At 61.2% G+C, this 14,239-nt stretch carries 15 protein-coding genes; 7 read left to right on the plus strand and 8 right to left on the minus strand.

Annotated elements, in window-relative coordinates:
- Positions 1–108: 108 nt before the first annotated feature.
- A complete protein-coding gene (locus J3485_RS19950) occupies positions 109–663 on the plus strand; it encodes a flavodoxin family protein (protein WP_206956069.1) in 555 nt (184 codons plus the stop codon).
- 34 nt (positions 664–697) lie between these two features.
- Complete coding sequence (locus tag J3485_RS19955) at positions 698–997, plus strand: superoxide dismutase (protein ID WP_206958212.1); 300 nt, start codon at positions 698–700, stop codon at positions 995–997.
- 264 nt (positions 998–1,261) lie between these two features.
- Here the strand turns inward: J3485_RS19955 and J3485_RS19960 are convergent, their stop codons facing one another.
- Positions 1,262–1,540, minus strand: a complete 279-nt coding sequence (locus J3485_RS19960; protein ID WP_242538863.1) for a winged helix-turn-helix transcriptional regulator — start codon at positions 1,538–1,540, stop codon at positions 1,262–1,264.
- A gap of 353 nt (positions 1,541–1,893) precedes the next feature.
- On the opposite strand from J3485_RS19960, the gene J3485_RS19965 reads away from it, so the two are divergent.
- Positions 1,894–3,054 carry an AAA family ATPase gene (locus tag J3485_RS19965; RefSeq protein ID WP_206956070.1) on the plus strand — a complete coding sequence of 387 codons (1,161 nt, stop codon included), beginning with the start codon at positions 1,894–1,896 and terminating at the stop codon, positions 3,052–3,054.
- Positions 3,048–3,671 carry a DUF4276 family protein gene (locus J3485_RS19970; RefSeq protein ID WP_206956071.1) on the plus strand — a complete coding sequence of 208 codons (624 nt, stop codon included), beginning with the start codon at positions 3,048–3,050 and terminating at the stop codon, positions 3,669–3,671. Before J3485_RS19965 ends, J3485_RS19970 begins: the two co-directional genes overlap by 7 nt.
- Before the next feature lie 19 nt (positions 3,672–3,690).
- Here J3485_RS19970 and J3485_RS19975 read toward each other — a convergent pair whose 3' ends face one another.
- Complete coding sequence (locus J3485_RS19975; protein ID WP_374192479.1) at positions 3,691–4,305, minus strand: LysE family translocator; 615 nt, start codon at positions 4,303–4,305, stop codon at positions 3,691–3,693.
- 237 nt (positions 4,306–4,542) lie between these two features.
- Between J3485_RS19975 and J3485_RS19980 the strand changes: the two genes are divergently transcribed.
- Together J3485_RS19980 and treF are read left to right on the plus strand one after the other, a co-directional pair.
- Positions 4,543–5,322, plus strand: a complete 780-nt coding sequence (locus tag J3485_RS19980; protein WP_242538864.1) for an SDR family NAD(P)-dependent oxidoreductase — start codon at positions 4,543–4,545, stop codon at positions 5,320–5,322.
- Between the two features lie 2 nt (positions 5,323–5,324).
- Positions 5,325–6,953, plus strand: a complete 1,629-nt coding sequence (gene treF / locus J3485_RS19985; RefSeq protein ID WP_242538865.1) for an alpha,alpha-trehalase TreF — start codon at positions 5,325–5,327, stop codon at positions 6,951–6,953.
- Between the two features lie 34 nt (positions 6,954–6,987).
- Here treF and J3485_RS19990 read toward each other — a convergent pair whose 3' ends face one another.
- Positions 6,988–7,758, minus strand: a complete 771-nt coding sequence (locus J3485_RS19990) for an IclR family transcriptional regulator domain-containing protein (protein ID WP_206956073.1) — start codon at positions 7,756–7,758, stop codon at positions 6,988–6,990.
- 24 nt (positions 7,759–7,782) lie between these two features.
- On the minus strand, positions 7,783–9,096 hold the full coding sequence (shiA, locus tag J3485_RS19995) for a shikimate transporter (RefSeq protein ID WP_206956074.1): 1,314 nt from the start codon (positions 9,094–9,096) through the stop codon (positions 7,783–7,785).
- Positions 9,097–9,326: 230 nt separating this feature from the next.
- Between shiA and J3485_RS20000 the strand changes: the two genes are divergently transcribed.
- Entirely contained in the window at positions 9,327–10,469 is a 1,143-nt protein-coding gene (locus J3485_RS20000; RefSeq protein WP_206956075.1) for a 4-hydroxyphenylpyruvate dioxygenase family protein, read from the plus strand.
- Positions 10,470–10,471: 2 nt separating this feature from the next.
- Here J3485_RS20000 and J3485_RS20005 read toward each other — a convergent pair whose 3' ends face one another.
- The 4 genes from J3485_RS20005 to aroQ all read right to left on the minus strand — a co-directional run bounded on the left by J3485_RS20005 (position 10,472) and on the right by aroQ (position 13,980).
- Positions 10,472–11,146, minus strand: coding sequence for a TetR/AcrR family transcriptional regulator (locus tag J3485_RS20005; protein ID WP_242538866.1), 675 nt, complete (start codon positions 11,144–11,146; stop codon positions 10,472–10,474).
- A gap of 109 nt (positions 11,147–11,255) precedes the next feature.
- Positions 11,256–12,605 carry an MFS transporter gene (locus J3485_RS20010; RefSeq protein WP_206956077.1) on the minus strand — a complete coding sequence of 450 codons (1,350 nt, stop codon included), beginning with the start codon at positions 12,603–12,605 and terminating at the stop codon, positions 11,256–11,258.
- Positions 12,606–12,655: 50 nt separating this feature from the next.
- The gene (locus J3485_RS20015; RefSeq protein WP_206956078.1) at positions 12,656–13,528 is read right to left on the minus strand and encodes a shikimate dehydrogenase; all 873 of its coding nucleotides are present in this window, start codon (positions 13,526–13,528) and stop codon (positions 12,656–12,658) included.
- Complete coding sequence (aroQ, locus tag J3485_RS20020) at positions 13,525–13,980, minus strand: type II 3-dehydroquinate dehydratase (RefSeq protein WP_206956079.1); 456 nt, start codon at positions 13,978–13,980, stop codon at positions 13,525–13,527. The genes J3485_RS20015 and aroQ overlap by 4 nt, the downstream gene beginning before the upstream one ends.
- Between the last annotated feature and the right edge of the window lie 259 nt (positions 13,981–14,239).

A 14,239-nucleotide genomic window follows, 5' to 3' on the forward strand; every position in this document is an offset into this window, starting at 1 on the left:
TTATCAACCTTAGGTTGAGAGCGGTTCAACCTGCTCACGACTTCTGGCAGGCGCCGGTGCCGCGCAAAATGCCGTGCATCGACAACCCATCGCAAAGGATGAAATCCCATGTTGGCAACCATCATCTACGACAGTGGCTATGGCCACACTGAAAAACAAGCGCGTGCTGTCGCGGAAGGCGTTCGTCGCGTGCAGGGCGCCGAGGTGCAACTGATCGCCGTGACCGACGGTGAGATTCCGTGGGACACGCTGAGCGCCAGCGACGCAATCATCTTTGGTTCGCCAACGTACAACGGCACGATCAGCGCACGTCTGAAGAAATTCATGGAGGACTCGACGCGTTCTGCGTGGTTGCCGCAAACCTGGCGCAATAAGGTCGCTGCGGGCTTTACCAACTCTGGCGCTCAGCACGGCGACAAGCTCAATTCGCTGGTCACCATGGCGCTGTTCGCCGCCCAACACGGCATGATTTGGGTCGGGCTCGACCTGTTCGCCGGGCGCGCGGCGGACGAGCCGAACCGCATCGGCGGCTGGCTCGGAGCCATGGCTCAGTCCGACGATGTATCTCCCGACCTCTCACCGATCGCCAGCGATTTGCAGACCGCCGCTCATCTCGGCCAGCGCGTGGCTGAAATAGCAAGCCGATTCAAGGCTACCGCTTGATCTGATTGCCGTATTTCTACACGGGAGCTTGATCGTGAAACTGCTATGCCTTGACATTCCATTGCCCGGCGCGAGCGCGAAAAGTTATCAGCCTCATCTGCGGGACGAAGTGCGTTACGGCTGGGCGCTCTACAAGAGCGGCATCGTTCGCGATATTTATTTTCGGCAAGATCGCCCTGGCGTCGCCATCATTGCCGAGTGCGATTCGGTGGAAGCCGCCAGGCAGGCACTGCGCGAGTTTCCGCTGGCCAAGGTTGGGCTCATTGAGTGGGAAGTCATTCCGCTCGGTCCTTTCGTGGGCTGGGAAGCACTCTTTGCAGCCGACAACGCCTGAAGTTGACGACGATCAATACGTCGATCGAGTGACCTACCTTGACCGCGCAATGGCGTATTTCGGTCAGGCCATTGGAGCAGAAAGCGCGCAAGTACTCGCTAGCATGGGCAACGTAGATCTCTCATCGACCGATATGCAGCAGCCAGGGGCTAGTTGGCGGCGAGAGTGGGGACCCAATCCGGGATCGGCACAGCCGTCCGTGAATGCCGACAAACATACCGATTCGTGATTCGGACGAAGGACACGGCAACATAGCCCCGAGCCTTAGACTCGCCGCCGCCCGCGCGACCTCGGTTTTGCCGGGACGCTTTTTCCATACTCACTCCACCAAGCTGTCAGCGCCTCCATCGTTGGTCCAAGCCCGCGCGCCTTCTGCGTGATCTCGTATTCAACACGAGGAGGGACTTCCGGGAAGACAGTGCGTGACACGAGGCCATCCGCCCCGAGCTCGCGGAGCTGCGCCGTCAACATATGCTGAGTGATGCCGGGAATGGCCTTCCGCAGTTCCCCAAAGCGGTAGATCTGCCGGTTGAGCAGCCACATGACACAGAACGCCGCGCGCGAAGTGCCCTCGCCTTATGCTCCCGCGGCGATGGTGCAGCAGGGAATGCCCGATTGATGCGAGCCGCCATGCGACGCTATATGGGATGTCGGGGCACCTGGTTCACGTTGACCACTTTTGCAGAATGAGAGGCAAGCGGCATCTGGTTCCATCACAGCGATACGACTTGCGAGCGGGGATATACAATCGCTCGTTGGCCGATGCTCGCATGCGGATCGAGATGAGGGCCCAGTCGCTGTGGAGCACGGCCGTGGCGATCTTGGCGGCAACGACGGCACTTTGGCAGGTCGCGGTAGTCCTTGGGGCACCTGCGGCAACGTGAAGGAACACCAATATGATCAAGAGCATCACGCTGACCAGCTTCCTGAGCTATGGGCCGGCGGCAATTCCGATCGAACTTCGTGCATTGAACGTAATCATCGGTGCGAATGGCTCGGGTAAGTCCAACCTCATTGAGTCGCTCGAACTCCTGCGCGCCACCCCGAAGGATCTGCTGACACCCGTGCGAGATGGTGGCGGCGTCCGGGACTGGCTTTGGAAAGGGGCCGCTAAGCCACCAATCGCCAAGATCGATGCGGTGATAGACAACCCAAAAGGTCCTGTTCCTCTTCGCTACGTCCTGAGTTTCACGGAAGTCGGACAACGCTTCGAGATTGTGGACGAGCGAGTAGAGAACGAGACTCCTGATCGCGGGCATCCGAAGCCCTACCTGTACTACAAGTTCGAGCATGGGCACGGCGTCCTCAACGTGAAGGGCAAGGAGCGTCGCTTGCAACATGAGGACATCGACCCGGTGTCATCGATCCTTGCGCAGCGCAAGGACCCTGACCAATACCCGGAGTTGACCTACCTAGGAACGACCTTCGGCAAGATGCGGTTGTACCGAGAGTGGAGCTTTGGCCGCTACACCGTTCCGAGATTGCCCCAGAAGGCAGATCTTCCCAACGAACGTTTGGAGCCGGATGCGAGCAACCTGGGATTGGTGCTCAATCGTCTTCGCCGCGAGCCCGCAGTCAAGAAGCGCTTGCTGGAAGCGCTGCAGGCGTTGTACGAGGGCATCGATGACTTCGACGTGCAGATCGAAGGAGGGACGGTGCAGGTATTCTTTCACGAAGGCCGATACACTATCCCTGCTACACGCCTGTCGGACGGTACGCTCCGCTACCTCTGCTTGCTCGCTGTTCTGTGTCACCCCAGCCCGGGGCCGTTGGTATGTATCGAGGAGCCTGAACTCGGTTTGCACCCCGATGTCCTTCCCGCGTTAGCTGGGCTCCTCAAGGAAGCGTCCGAGCGCACACAGTTGATCGTCACCACGCACTCTGACGTCTTGGTGGATGCGCTGACCGATACGCCCGAGGCCGTTCTAGTCGCCGGGCGCTCGGAGCAGGGCACCACGCTCCAACGGCTGGATGGGGAAAAGCTCAAGCCCTGGCTGGCAAAGTATCGTTTGGGGCAGCTCTGGACTCGTGGCGAGATCGGGGGGACGCGGTGGTAAAGCTCTATGTCGAAGGCGGGGGAGACGCTACCGTACTGAAGACGGCGTGCCGAGAAGGCTTCACGACCTTCTTGACGAAAGCGGGCATTAGAAATCGCCCGCGTGTGGTGGCATGTGGCAGTCGTCAAGATGCCTATGACTCGTTCCGCACGGCCGTCGCGCAGGGAGAAGAAGCGTTGCTGCTCGTGGATAGCGAGGCTGCGGTAGCGGAACAACATCAAACGGGCGACGCGGACCAGTGGCTGCCGTGGGGACACTTGCTTCAGCGCGACAACTGGAACAAACCAGCCGGCTCAAATGAAACCGACTGCCATTTAATGGTGCAGGTGATGGAGACGTGGTTTCTTGCGGATTCGGCGACCCTGAAGTCCTTCTTCGGACAAGGGTTCAGCGCGAACGCATTGCCTGCGGCTGCAAATCGGGTTGAAGACACTGCCAAGGTCACGGTCTATAACACCTTGCAGCAGGCGACGAAGCGCTGCAAGACCAAGTCGGCCTACGGGAAAGGAGAGCATTCATTCAAGTTGCTGGCCAAGATCGATCCAGCCAAGGTAATCGATGCATCGCCCTGGGCGATGCGCTTCATCGACGAGATCAAAAAGAAGATGGACGCATGAACGATCTCGGGCACCGCCCCTATACCCCCCGATGCCAAATCATCGGCACCACCGACGCGACCAGCAACGCCGCCATGCTCCAATTGAAAGCCCGCAGCATCGCCGGACCCGATAAAAATCGCCTTACCCCAAGGCCAAAAGCAGCCCACACCGTGATGCTCGGCAGGTTGACGATGGCGAACGCCACGGTCAAGAAAAGCGCATTGATCAGTAGATTGTCGCTAAGGTGGAACGCCGTTGCGCCGGTGACCGCCATCATCCACGCCTTCGGGTTCACCCATTGAAATGCGACGGCTTGAAAAAACGTCATGGGTCGCTCATGGGCGGCGCTAACCGAGAAGGCACGTGACGCGGCGATTTTCCACGCGAGATAAAGCAAGTAGGCCGCACTAGCGATCTCCATCACGGCGTATAACGTGGGGAAACGCGTGAATATCTGCCCCAGCCCCAGCGCAATCGCCACCATCATGACCATACAGCCGCAGGTAATCCCCAGCATGTGCGGCACCGTGCGGCGAAAACCGAAGTTCACGCCCGAAGCGAGCAGCATCGTGTTGTTCGGCCCCGGCGTGATCGACATCACCAACGCGAAGGTCATGGCCGCGGAAAGCGCGGCGTAAGGCAAAGCAGGCAGCATGGTGTCGGTAACGTGTCGTGTGGTTGCGCGTGAAGACAGTCTACGAGCAGACGACGGCACAGTACCGGTACAGTCTAGTGGATAGTCGACGGTACGGAATAGGGTGATCCTCGAAAGGCTATCCATGAAGACGCGCCGTCTGCCCGCCTAGGTACGCGCTGGGTCCGCTACTTGCTTGCTTCGATGCGTTAACGTATTTGCGTATTTGCGCTGTCCGAAGCGAAGGAGTAAAGCATGGAGAAAGCAATGAGAATGCAAGGGAAGATCGCGCTCGTTACCGGCGCGGGACAAGGCATTGGCCGCGCGATCGCCGTGCGCCTTGCGCAGGAAGGCGCGAAAATCATCGTCAACGATCTTCACGACGACAGCCGCGCCGAGCAGACACTGGCGGCCGTGCGCGCGGCGGGCAGCGATGGATGCGTCGTGGCGGGCGATGTCAGCGTGACGGAGGCGAGTCGCCAATTGGTCGCGCAAGGTATCCGACAGATGGGCCGGATCGACGTGCTCGTCAATAACGCAGGCGTTGAACACAATGCGGCGTTTCTCGATGTGACCGAAGCGGACTACGACCGCGTACTCGACATCAATCTGAAAGGCGCATTCTTCATCACGCAAGCATTCGCCAGTCATTTGCGCGATACGCAGCGCGGCGGCCGCATCGTCAATATCAGCTCGGTCCATGAGGAACTGCCGTTTCCGCATTTCACCAGTTACTGCGCCAGCAAGGGCGGGATGAAGATGATGATGCGCAATCTCGCGATCGAACTCGCTCCGCTCGGCATTACGGTCAACAACATCGCACCGGGGGCGGTCGGCACTTCGATCAATGATCGCTTGCTTCACAATCCGACTGAGCTCAATGCGCTGCTCGCCAACATTCCCCTCAAACGGTTAGGCGATCCGCTCGACGTCGCGAATGCCGTGTTGTTTCTTGCGTCGGACGAGGCCGCCTATGTCACCGGCACGACGCTCTATGTCGACGGCGGTTTGCTGTGGAACTACGCTGAGCAATGAGAATGACGATCACCGCGGAAAAAATGCTGGCGGCCGGCGGCGCCGCACCGGATGTCGGGCACGTCGCGTCCGCCGACGTGCTGACGCCGACCGATCGCTATCAAGAACTGTTCGTCGCTGTGCAGACGGGGCGCGTGTTCGAGGACAGCAAGTCATTCGTGGATTGCGTGCCGCTCGTAGAACCCGAGGAGATCATGCGGCGCTACCGCGCCGATCATGCGCTGCCGGGTTTCGATCTGAAGGGCTTCGTCAACGCGCATTTCGCACACGAGCCCGTGCCGGCCGATCACTATGTGGCCGATCCGCAGCAGACGCTCGCAGCGCACATCGACGGGTTATGGCCGGTATTGAGCCGTCATCCGACCGAGCATCCGGCAAACAGTTCGCTGCTGCCGCTGCCCTACGACTATGTCGTGCCGGGAGGCCGCTTCAGCGAGATGTACTACTGGGACTCGTATTTCACGATGCTCGGTCTCGCGCAAAGCGGTCGGCACGATCTGCTGCGCAGCATGGCGGACAATTTTTCGTTCTTGATCGATCACTACGGACACATCCCGAACGGTAATCGCACCTATTACCTGAGCCGTTCGCAGCCGCCCGTGTTTGCGCTGATGGTCGACTTGTTCGAAGCCCATGGTGTGAAGCGGGCGGTCCGGTATCTGCCGCAGTTGAAGCGCGAGCACGCGTACTGGATGGAAGGCGCGGAGGGTCTCGCGTCGGGCGATGCGGCGCGGCACGTCGTGCGTTTGCCCGACGGCGGTCTGTTGAATCGCTACTGGGATGAGCGCGAGACGCCGCGCGACGAGGGGTATCTCGAAGACATTGCAGCGGCGGCGCACAGTACGCGCGCGCCCGGCGAAGTCTATCGCGACCTGCGTGCCGGGGCGGAATCGGGTTGGGACTTCAGCTCGCGCTGGCTGGCCGATCCGAACGATCTATCGACGATACGTACGACGTCGATCTTGCCCATCGATCTCAATAGCCTCCTGTATGGGCTCGAAGTGCAGATCGAGAAGCTTGCGCGCGTGCAGGGCGATACGGCGACGGCCGATTCGTTTCGAGGCCATGTCGACGCGCGGCGCCGCGCTATCGATCGCTATTTGTGGAGCGAAACGGACGGCGCATTCGTCGATTACGATTGGCAACTCGGCGCGCAACGAAACGAGCTCAGCGCCGCGCTCGCGGTGCCTTTATATATGGGGCTTGCAACGCGCGAGCAGGCGCATCGGAGTGCACGCGCGCTGGAGGCCCGGCTATTGGCGCCGGGCGGGATCAGGACGACCGAGCAAGCGAGCCCGCAGCAATGGGATCGATCCAACGGATGGGCGCCGCTGCAATGGATGGCGACGCGCGGATTGATTCGCTACGGCGAAGGCGCGTTGGGGCGCGATATCGGCCATCGCTGGCTCGCTACCGTAGCGGCGCTCTACGAGCGCGAGTACAAGCTCGTCGAGAAATACGCCTTGCATGTCGACGTCGACGCGACCCGTGGCGGAGGCGGCGGCGAGTATCCGCTGCAGGACGGCTTCGGTTGGACTAACGGAGTAGTACGCAAGCTGCTCGAGGACCATCCGGACCATGAGGCGCATAGCAGCCGAGCCGGTGAGCCGCGCCGACGGAGCAAGCGGTAGTGTTGCGTCGACGGGCGGTTCTTTGAACGGTTGATCAAAGCACATTCAGCATCGCAAGCGCGGTTTCTTGCAAACGCGGCAATACGCGCTTGAGCGCGGCATCGGCGCTTTCATTGCCGATGGGCATGTTCGTGCTGAGCGCGGCGATGACTTCTCCGTGCCGATTCCTGAGCGGTACCGCGATGCCGCGCACGCCGACCTGCAATTGTTGTTCGATCAACGCGTAGCCGTCGGCGCGCGCCTGTTCGATCTTTTCCTGCAAACGTGCTTTGATCGTCAGCGTGTGCGGCGTGTACGGCGGCAACTCGACGCTATCGAGCCACGCTGCGACGGCGTCCTGGTCGTCGTCGTAAGCGAGCAGCACGACGCCGGGTGAAATCAGCGGTGCAGGCACGCGAGCGCCTAGCACGAAGCCCGTGGTCATCACGCGCGAGACGCCGTTTCGAGCAATCACGACGAGTTCCCAATCGTCGAGCACGCTCACGTACGCCGATTCGTTGATCGATGCGCTGAGCTGCTGCAAGTACGGCTGAACGGTGCGCGGCAACCGCGCCGAATCGAAGTAGGACCAGCCGACCCGAAGCACGCGCGGCGTCAGGCCGAACAGGCGGCCGTCCGTATAAACGTAGCCGAGCGATTCGAGCGTCAACAGATAGCGGCGCGCGGCGGTACGCGATAGCCCCGTTCGTGCGGCGGCTTGCGTTGGCGTCATGCGCGCATGCTCGTTGTCGAAAGCCTCGAGTATCGCGAGGCCCTTCTCGAGCCCCGCAATCCAGTCGCGCTTGTCGAGCGGAACCTTCTTCATGCCAGCCGTGGCCTCGTCGTCATGTCATTGTGGCTTCATTCGTGCGCCGACGATCAGCGAAAGCAAGCAGCCTATTGCCAGATAGCCGGCAACGAGATGCCACGAGCCGCCCGCGAGGCTCGTGAGCGCCACCGCGATGAACGGCGTGAAGCCGCCGCCGACCACGCTCGCGAATTGGTAGCCGACGCCGGCGCCGCTATAGCGATACTCTGCGCCGAACAGTTCGGTGAAGAGCGGCTGTTGCACGCTGACGACCATGTCGTGCGCGATGTTGGCGAGGAGCACCGCGAAGATCACGATCCAGACCGTCGCGCGCGCCTCGAGCGCCATGAAGAACGGCACCGCGGATACGAGGCCGATCGTCGCGCCGACGAGGTAGATGCGCTTGAGCCCGAAGCGGTCGGCGAGCCAGGCGAAACAGGGGATCGTCACACAACTGACCGCGCCGACGAGCAGCCCGATGTTGAGGAACAGATCGCGCGACATGCCGAGGTTGGTCGTCGAATAGCTCAATGCGAACGCGGTGACGATATACATCGAGAACAACTCGGCGAGCCGCAACGCGATGATGTACGCAAACGCCTTCGGATGACGCGTGAGTGCTTCGACGACGGGAAGCTTCAGCTTGCGATGCTGGTGCTCGACGTTTTCGACGAACTCTTGCGACTCATCCATGCTCGCGCGCACCCAGAGGCCGATCGCGACGAGGACGATGCTGAATACGAAAGGCAACCGCCAGCCCCACGCGCGAAATGCCGCATCGCCGAAAGCATGACTCAACAAGGAGACGATGCCGGTGGCGAGCACGAGGCCGATCCCGTATCCCACTTGCACGCCGCTGCTGTAGAACGCCTTGTTGCCGCGCGGTGCGGATTCGACGGCCATCAGCGCCGCGCCACCCCATTCGCCGCCCACGGCAAAGCCCTGGATCGCACGCATCGTCACGAGCAGTACAGGGGCCCACCAGCCGATCGATGCGAATGTCGGCAAGAACCCGATCGCAACCGTGGACAGGCCCATCATCATCACGGTCAGTACCAGCATCCGCTTGCGCCCGAGCCGGTCGCCATAGTGGCCGAACACGATGCCGCCCAATGGGCGAAACAGAAAACCTACGCCGAACGTTGCGAAGGCGGCGAGGGTGCCCATCGTCGGGCTGACCTTCGGAAAGAATGCGGTATTGAATACCAAGGCGGCGACGATGCCGTAGAGCAGAAAATCGTACCAATCGACGACGGCGCCCACGGCACTGCCGATCGCGGCTCGATGCGCCTGGCTCTTGGGTTGATAGTGGCTCGTGGTATCCGCGGTATGAGCGGTATCGAGGTGCGGGGTCATTCGGTGTCTCCTACTGTATTGGCTGCCGAGTCGTTGCAGCATAGGGCTGCCGGCACACCATACGCAATGCGGCTTTCGCGCTTTTCGCGCGATTATCGCGCAAATATGTTCGATAATCGCACGGTTTTCGGGTTTGCCCCGACCCGGTCGATTGCCTCTAGCGTTTCCCTGCGCTGCCGCACGGTGAACGATTTGGTTAAAATTGGCGCAACGCCGTTCGGAGGTTTTGCATGTGCCCTGTCGTTTCACCGTCTGACGATGCATCGGCCCCGGTTACCGGTCCGTTCAATCAGTTCAACCCGCTCGGTTTGGCCGGCCTCGAGTTCGTCGAATTCGCCGCGCGCGAGCCTGCGGAACTCGGCCGGCGGCTCGAGCAGCTCGGCTTCAAGGCCATTGCTCGGCACATCAGCAAGGAAGTGAAGCTGTATCGGCAGGGCGACATGAATTTTCTCGTCAATGCCGAACCCGACTCTTTTGCGGCGCGGTATGCGCAAGAGTACGGCATGGGCATCTGCGCGCTCGGCATGCGGGTCGAGAACGCGTCACGCGCGTTCAAGCGGGCGATCGGGCTCGGTGCTTGGCCGTTCGAGGGGGAGCGCACCGGTGAGTCCGAATTGAAGATTCCGGCGATTCAAGGGATCGGCGATTCGCACATCTATTTCGTCGATCGTTGGCGCGGGCGCGGCGGCTTGCGCGGCGGCGTAGGCGACATCTCGATCTTCGACATCGACTTCAGGCCGATCGACATCGCAACCGCGCATGCGGACCTCGCCCATCCGGGCACTGGCTTGCAGCGCGTCGATCATATGGCGCAAACGGTCGGTGCTGGGCGAATGCAAGAATGGCTCGAGTTTTATCGGGACCTGCTGCATTTCAGCGAAATCCACGAAGTCGATCCGGACGGACGCGTCTCGAACGATTCGCGTGTAATGGTGTCGCCTTGCGGGGAAGTGCGGATTCCGCTCTACGAGGAAGGGACGGCGCGCACGGAACAGATGCATGCGTATCTGCCCGATCATCCGGGCGAAGGCGTGCAGCATATCGCGCTCGCGACCGATGACATATTCGCGTGCGTCGATGCGCTCGGCGGCAACGGCGTGGAGTTCATCGAGCCGCCGCCCGCCTATTACGATGCCATCGATGCGCGTTTGCCCGGCCATGGCGTCGATATCGACGCGCTGCGTTCGCGCGGTATTTTGATCGACGGAGAAATCGGCGCGGATAGCGTGCCGCACCTTTTCTTTCAGACCTTCGTCAAGCATCGGCCCGGCGAAATCTTCTTCGAAGTCGTGCAGCGCAGCGGTCACCACGGTTTCGGCGAAGGCAATCTCGCGGCATTGGCGAGCGCGCGCTCGGCGGCTCGATCGGCGTAAGCCTAGCGTTCCTTCTTCACGAACCGCAGGATCGCATCGACGATCATCTCGCGATGCTTCGCGCGTAGGCGCGGATGCGAAGGATCTCGCCCGAACGCCGTGCCGAACGTCGATCGATTGCTGACGCGATGAAAGCAAAGCGAGCTGATCATGAGATGCAGATCGATCGGATCGACGTCGCTTCTGAATTTCCCCGACGCCATGCCGCGTGCGAGCAAGTCTTCGATCGTGACGATCGCGCTCGCGTTGCGGCTTCGGAACGTCTTCAATTGCTCGAGATACTTCGCGCCGTGAATGTTTTCGATCGTGACTAAACGGACGAAATCGCGATGCCGGTCGTGGTAATCGAAAGTGAATTCGACGAGCCTGCGCATGCCCTCGACCGGCTCGAGCTCGCTCACGTGCAAATCTTGCTCCAATGCACGGATGTCGCCGTATACCTTGTCGAGCACCGCTTCGTACAGCCCTTCCTTGCTGCCGAAGTAGTAATAGAGCATGCGCTTCGTCGTATTCGTGCGCTCGGCGATAGCATCGACGCGCGCGCCGGCGAGGCCCATTGCGGAGAACTCGGCCGTCGCTACTTCGAGAATATTGCGCTTGGTCTCTTCCGGATCGTACTTACGCCGAGCGTCGACTTTGGCGCGGCTGCTGTTGGACGAGGCCGCCGGTCTTCCCATGTCGTCTTGCATCTTCAGAGTGGAATGCGCGCGATTCTAGCATGGCGCCTTTCTCCAAAAAACGACCAAGCCCGGCGATAGAGCTTGGTCGTAGGGCGGCCGGCGGTGCCTACAGTTCGATGCGCTTGATGTCGCCGACGATGAAGATATAAGACGCCGCACCGATCAGCGCGATGACGCCGATGAACGCAAGCGCCCAGACGAACGAGCCCGTTGCCGCCACGATCAGGCCGATGACGAGCGGCGTGATGATGCCGGCGAGATTCGCCGCGACGTTGAAAATCCCGCCGGTCAAACCGAGCAAGTCGCTCGGGGCGATGTCGGAAACGAGCGTCCAACCGAGCGCGGCCATGCCTTGCGCGAAGAACGCGAGCGACAGAATCGCAATGACGGCCATGTTGCTCTGCACGAAGTTCGCGAGGACGATCGTCGACGCGAGCAGCAGCCCGGCGATGATCGGCAGCTTGCGTGCAACGTTCGGCGATTTGCCGCGGCGCAGCAGCCAATCCGAGAACGTACCGCCGAACATCACGCCGATCGATGCGGCGATGAAAGGCATGACCGCGAAAAAGCCGATCTTCAGCCAACCCATATGGCGCTCCGTTGCCAGGTAGGTCGGAAACCAGGTCAAGAAGAATACGAGCGTCGAGTTGCCGGCGAACTGGCCGAGGCAAATGCCCGTGAGTTGCCGGTGCTTGAGTAGCCGGCCGATATCGCGCCAATCGACCTTGGCATGCTTGCCCGCTTGTTCGCTCGGGCTGTGCCGAGTGACACCGCCGCCCGCTTCGATGTACGCGAGTTCGGCATCGTTGGCTGCGGGATGATCGAGCGGTTCGCGATAGAAGCGCCACCACACGAGACCAAAGACAACACCGACACCGCCGACCACGTAGAAGAGGGAGCGCCACCCGAACGTGCCCATCAGCGCGAACAGAAGGGGACTGAAGAATGCGAGGCCGATATATTCGCCGACCGTATAGGTGCCCGTGGCGAATGCGCGCTCCGTTTGCGGAAACCACGTCGCCACGATTCGGCTATTGGTCGGAAAGCACGGCGATTCGGTCACGCCGAGGCCGAGCCGACAAGCGAAGAGCGCGCCGACGCCATTTACGAGTCCCTGCGTTAGCGTGCACAGCGACCACAGCGTCATCGACAGAAAATAGGTCAGCTTGCTGCCGAAGCGGTCGAGGAATACACCGCCGGGTATCTGCGATACGACATAGCTCCACGAAAACGCCGAAAAGATCAAACCCATCAACGCCGCGTTGATGCCGAGCTCCTTCGTCATTTGCGGAGCCGCAATACCGAGCACGGTTCGGTCGAGGTAATTGATCATCGTCCCCGCGGCCAGCAGACCTAGGACACGGTAGCGGGCGCGCGAGCGCCGAACCGTGGACGGTTGCGCAGCCGCTTGCGGTGGCGCCGAGCCGAGCGAGCGCGGTGAAATCGGAGGGGCCATGTCGTTGTGTCTCCTATCGACCTGAGTCGAGGTTATTGAATGAGCGCGAGCTATCGCGCGAGCAGCGCTTGCAGATGCGCGAACATCCGGTCGGCGTCCGGCTCTACGCCGGTGAAAATGCGGAACGCGTCCACGGCTTGGTAGACGGCCATGCCGCCGCCGCTCAGCGTGCGGCAACCGATTTTTTCGGCGGCTTCGATGAGTGCGGTGCGGATTGGGAAATAGACGATGTCGGCGACCCACAGCGCGCGATGCAGCAACTCGGCGGACAAAGGCATGCCCGGCAGCTTGGCCATGCCCGTCGGCGTGGCGTGAATGAGACCGGTTGCCTCGCACATCGCGTCCGCGAGCGAGCCGCCCGACACGATCTCTGCCGTGGTGAACCGTTGTTGCAATTCGGCCGCGAGCGAGGCTGCGCGCGTCTCGTCGACGTCGAACAACATCAGTTGCTCGACGCCGAGGCTCAGTGCAGCGTGCGCCACCGCGGCGCCCGCACCGCCCGCGCCGAGTTGCACGACGCGCGCGAGCGATGCATTGGGCAGGCCGCGCTGAAACGAGCGCGTGAAGCCGGACCAATCGGTGTTGTAGCCGAGCCGCCGGCCGTCTTTGAACAGCACGGTGTTCACCGCGCCCAATGCGTTGGCGTCGTCGGACAGTTCGTCGAGCAGCGGAATCACCGCTTGCTTGCACGGATAGGTGATGTTCAGGCCGTCGAAGCCCATGCGCTCGGCGGCCGTGAGCAGGTCGGGCAGTGCGCTCACGTCGACGCCGAGTGCTTCGAGATCGATGCGCCGATACACGCAGGTGAGCCCTTGTTGCCGCGCTTCTTCCTCGTGCATCGCCGGGCTCAGCGATCCGCCGATGCCCGCGCCGATCAGCCCGAGCAGGATCGAACGCTGATCTCGCTTCGTCTCGGCGCTCATTGCTTGCCTCCCTTATCGAGCAGGGCTGCCATCCGTTCCAGCGCCAAGACATACCCTTGGGTGCCGCAGCCGATGATGATCGCCTCGGCAATGGGCGAGACGAACGAATGATGTCGGAATGCTTCGCGCTTGTGCACGTTCGAGATATGAACTTCGATCACGGGCTTGGCGATTGCCGTCAGCGCGTCGGCCAGCGCGATCGACGTGTGCGTATAGGCGGCGGGATTGATCACGATGCCGTCGACGCGCTCGCGTGCGTCATGGAGCCAGTCGATCAATTGATGTTCGGCGTTCGACTGCCGGAAGTCGACGGCCAGCCCGAGACGTTCGGCGGCTTGCGTGCAGCGCAAAGCGACATCGGCAAGCGTCTCGCTGCCATAGATAGCCGGCTCACGTGTGCCGAGCAGATTGAGATTCGGTCCATTGAGGACCAGAACTGAAGCCAGTGCCATAACAACCACTCCATCTTGTAAGGGAACGCTGCACGAACCGCGCAGGTATCGTTCCGAATGCACGCAAGTGTGCAGCCGATCGCGTCACAAGTCATTCTAGGGTTTTCTCGAATTTGTACCAACTAGTTAGTTCACGTACAGTTCGCCTTATTCTCGCAAGCGGGCATACCGCCGCCTCGTTACCAGCCGCATTCGTATGAACGGAGTGCGGAAAGATCGGCGCGAAGCGGCAGTTCGTTTGCTTCATCCATCGTTTCCA

The organism is Trinickia acidisoli (genome assembly GCF_017315725.1).
Classification (GTDB): Bacteria; Pseudomonadota; Gammaproteobacteria; order Burkholderiales; family Burkholderiaceae; genus Trinickia; species Trinickia acidisoli.

What these genes read in the sequence shown, in the direction of transcription:
- J3485_RS20005 (WP_242538866.1), bottom strand. Translation starts at nt 11,146, where the DNA reads ATGGGAAGACCGGCGGCCTCGTCCAACAGCAGCCGCGCCAAAGTCGAC.
- J3485_RS19980 (WP_242538864.1), top strand. Translation starts at nt 4,543, where the DNA reads ATGGAGAAAGCAATGAGAATGCAAGGGAAGATCGCGCTCGTTACCGGC.
- J3485_RS19960 (WP_242538863.1), bottom strand. Translation starts at nt 1,540, where the DNA reads ATGTGGCTGCTCAACCGGCAGATCTACCGCTTTGGGGAACTGCGGAAG.
- J3485_RS19950 (WP_206956069.1), top strand. Translation starts at nt 109, where the DNA reads ATGTTGGCAACCATCATCTACGACAGTGGCTATGGCCACACTGAAAAA.
- shiA (WP_206956074.1), bottom strand. Translation starts at nt 9,096, where the DNA reads ATGACCCCGCACCTCGATACCGCTCATACCGCGGATACCACGAGCCAC.
- J3485_RS19965 (WP_206956070.1), top strand. Translation starts at nt 1,894, where the DNA reads ATGATCAAGAGCATCACGCTGACCAGCTTCCTGAGCTATGGGCCGGCG.
- J3485_RS20015 (WP_206956078.1), bottom strand. Translation starts at nt 13,528, where the DNA reads ATGAGCGCCGAGACGAAGCGAGATCAGCGTTCGATCCTGCTCGGGCTG.
- J3485_RS19990 (WP_206956073.1), bottom strand. Translation starts at nt 7,758, where the DNA reads ATGAAGAAGGTTCCGCTCGACAAGCGCGACTGGATTGCGGGGCTCGAG.
- treF (WP_242538865.1), top strand. Translation starts at nt 5,325, where the DNA reads ATGACGATCACCGCGGAAAAAATGCTGGCGGCCGGCGGCGCCGCACCG.
- aroQ (WP_206956079.1), bottom strand. Translation starts at nt 13,980, where the DNA reads ATGGCACTGGCTTCAGTTCTGGTCCTCAATGGACCGAATCTCAATCTG.
- J3485_RS20000 (WP_206956075.1), top strand. Translation starts at nt 9,327, where the DNA reads ATGTGCCCTGTCGTTTCACCGTCTGACGATGCATCGGCCCCGGTTACC.
- J3485_RS20010 (WP_206956077.1), bottom strand. Translation starts at nt 12,605, where the DNA reads ATGGCCCCTCCGATTTCACCGCGCTCGCTCGGCTCGGCGCCACCGCAA.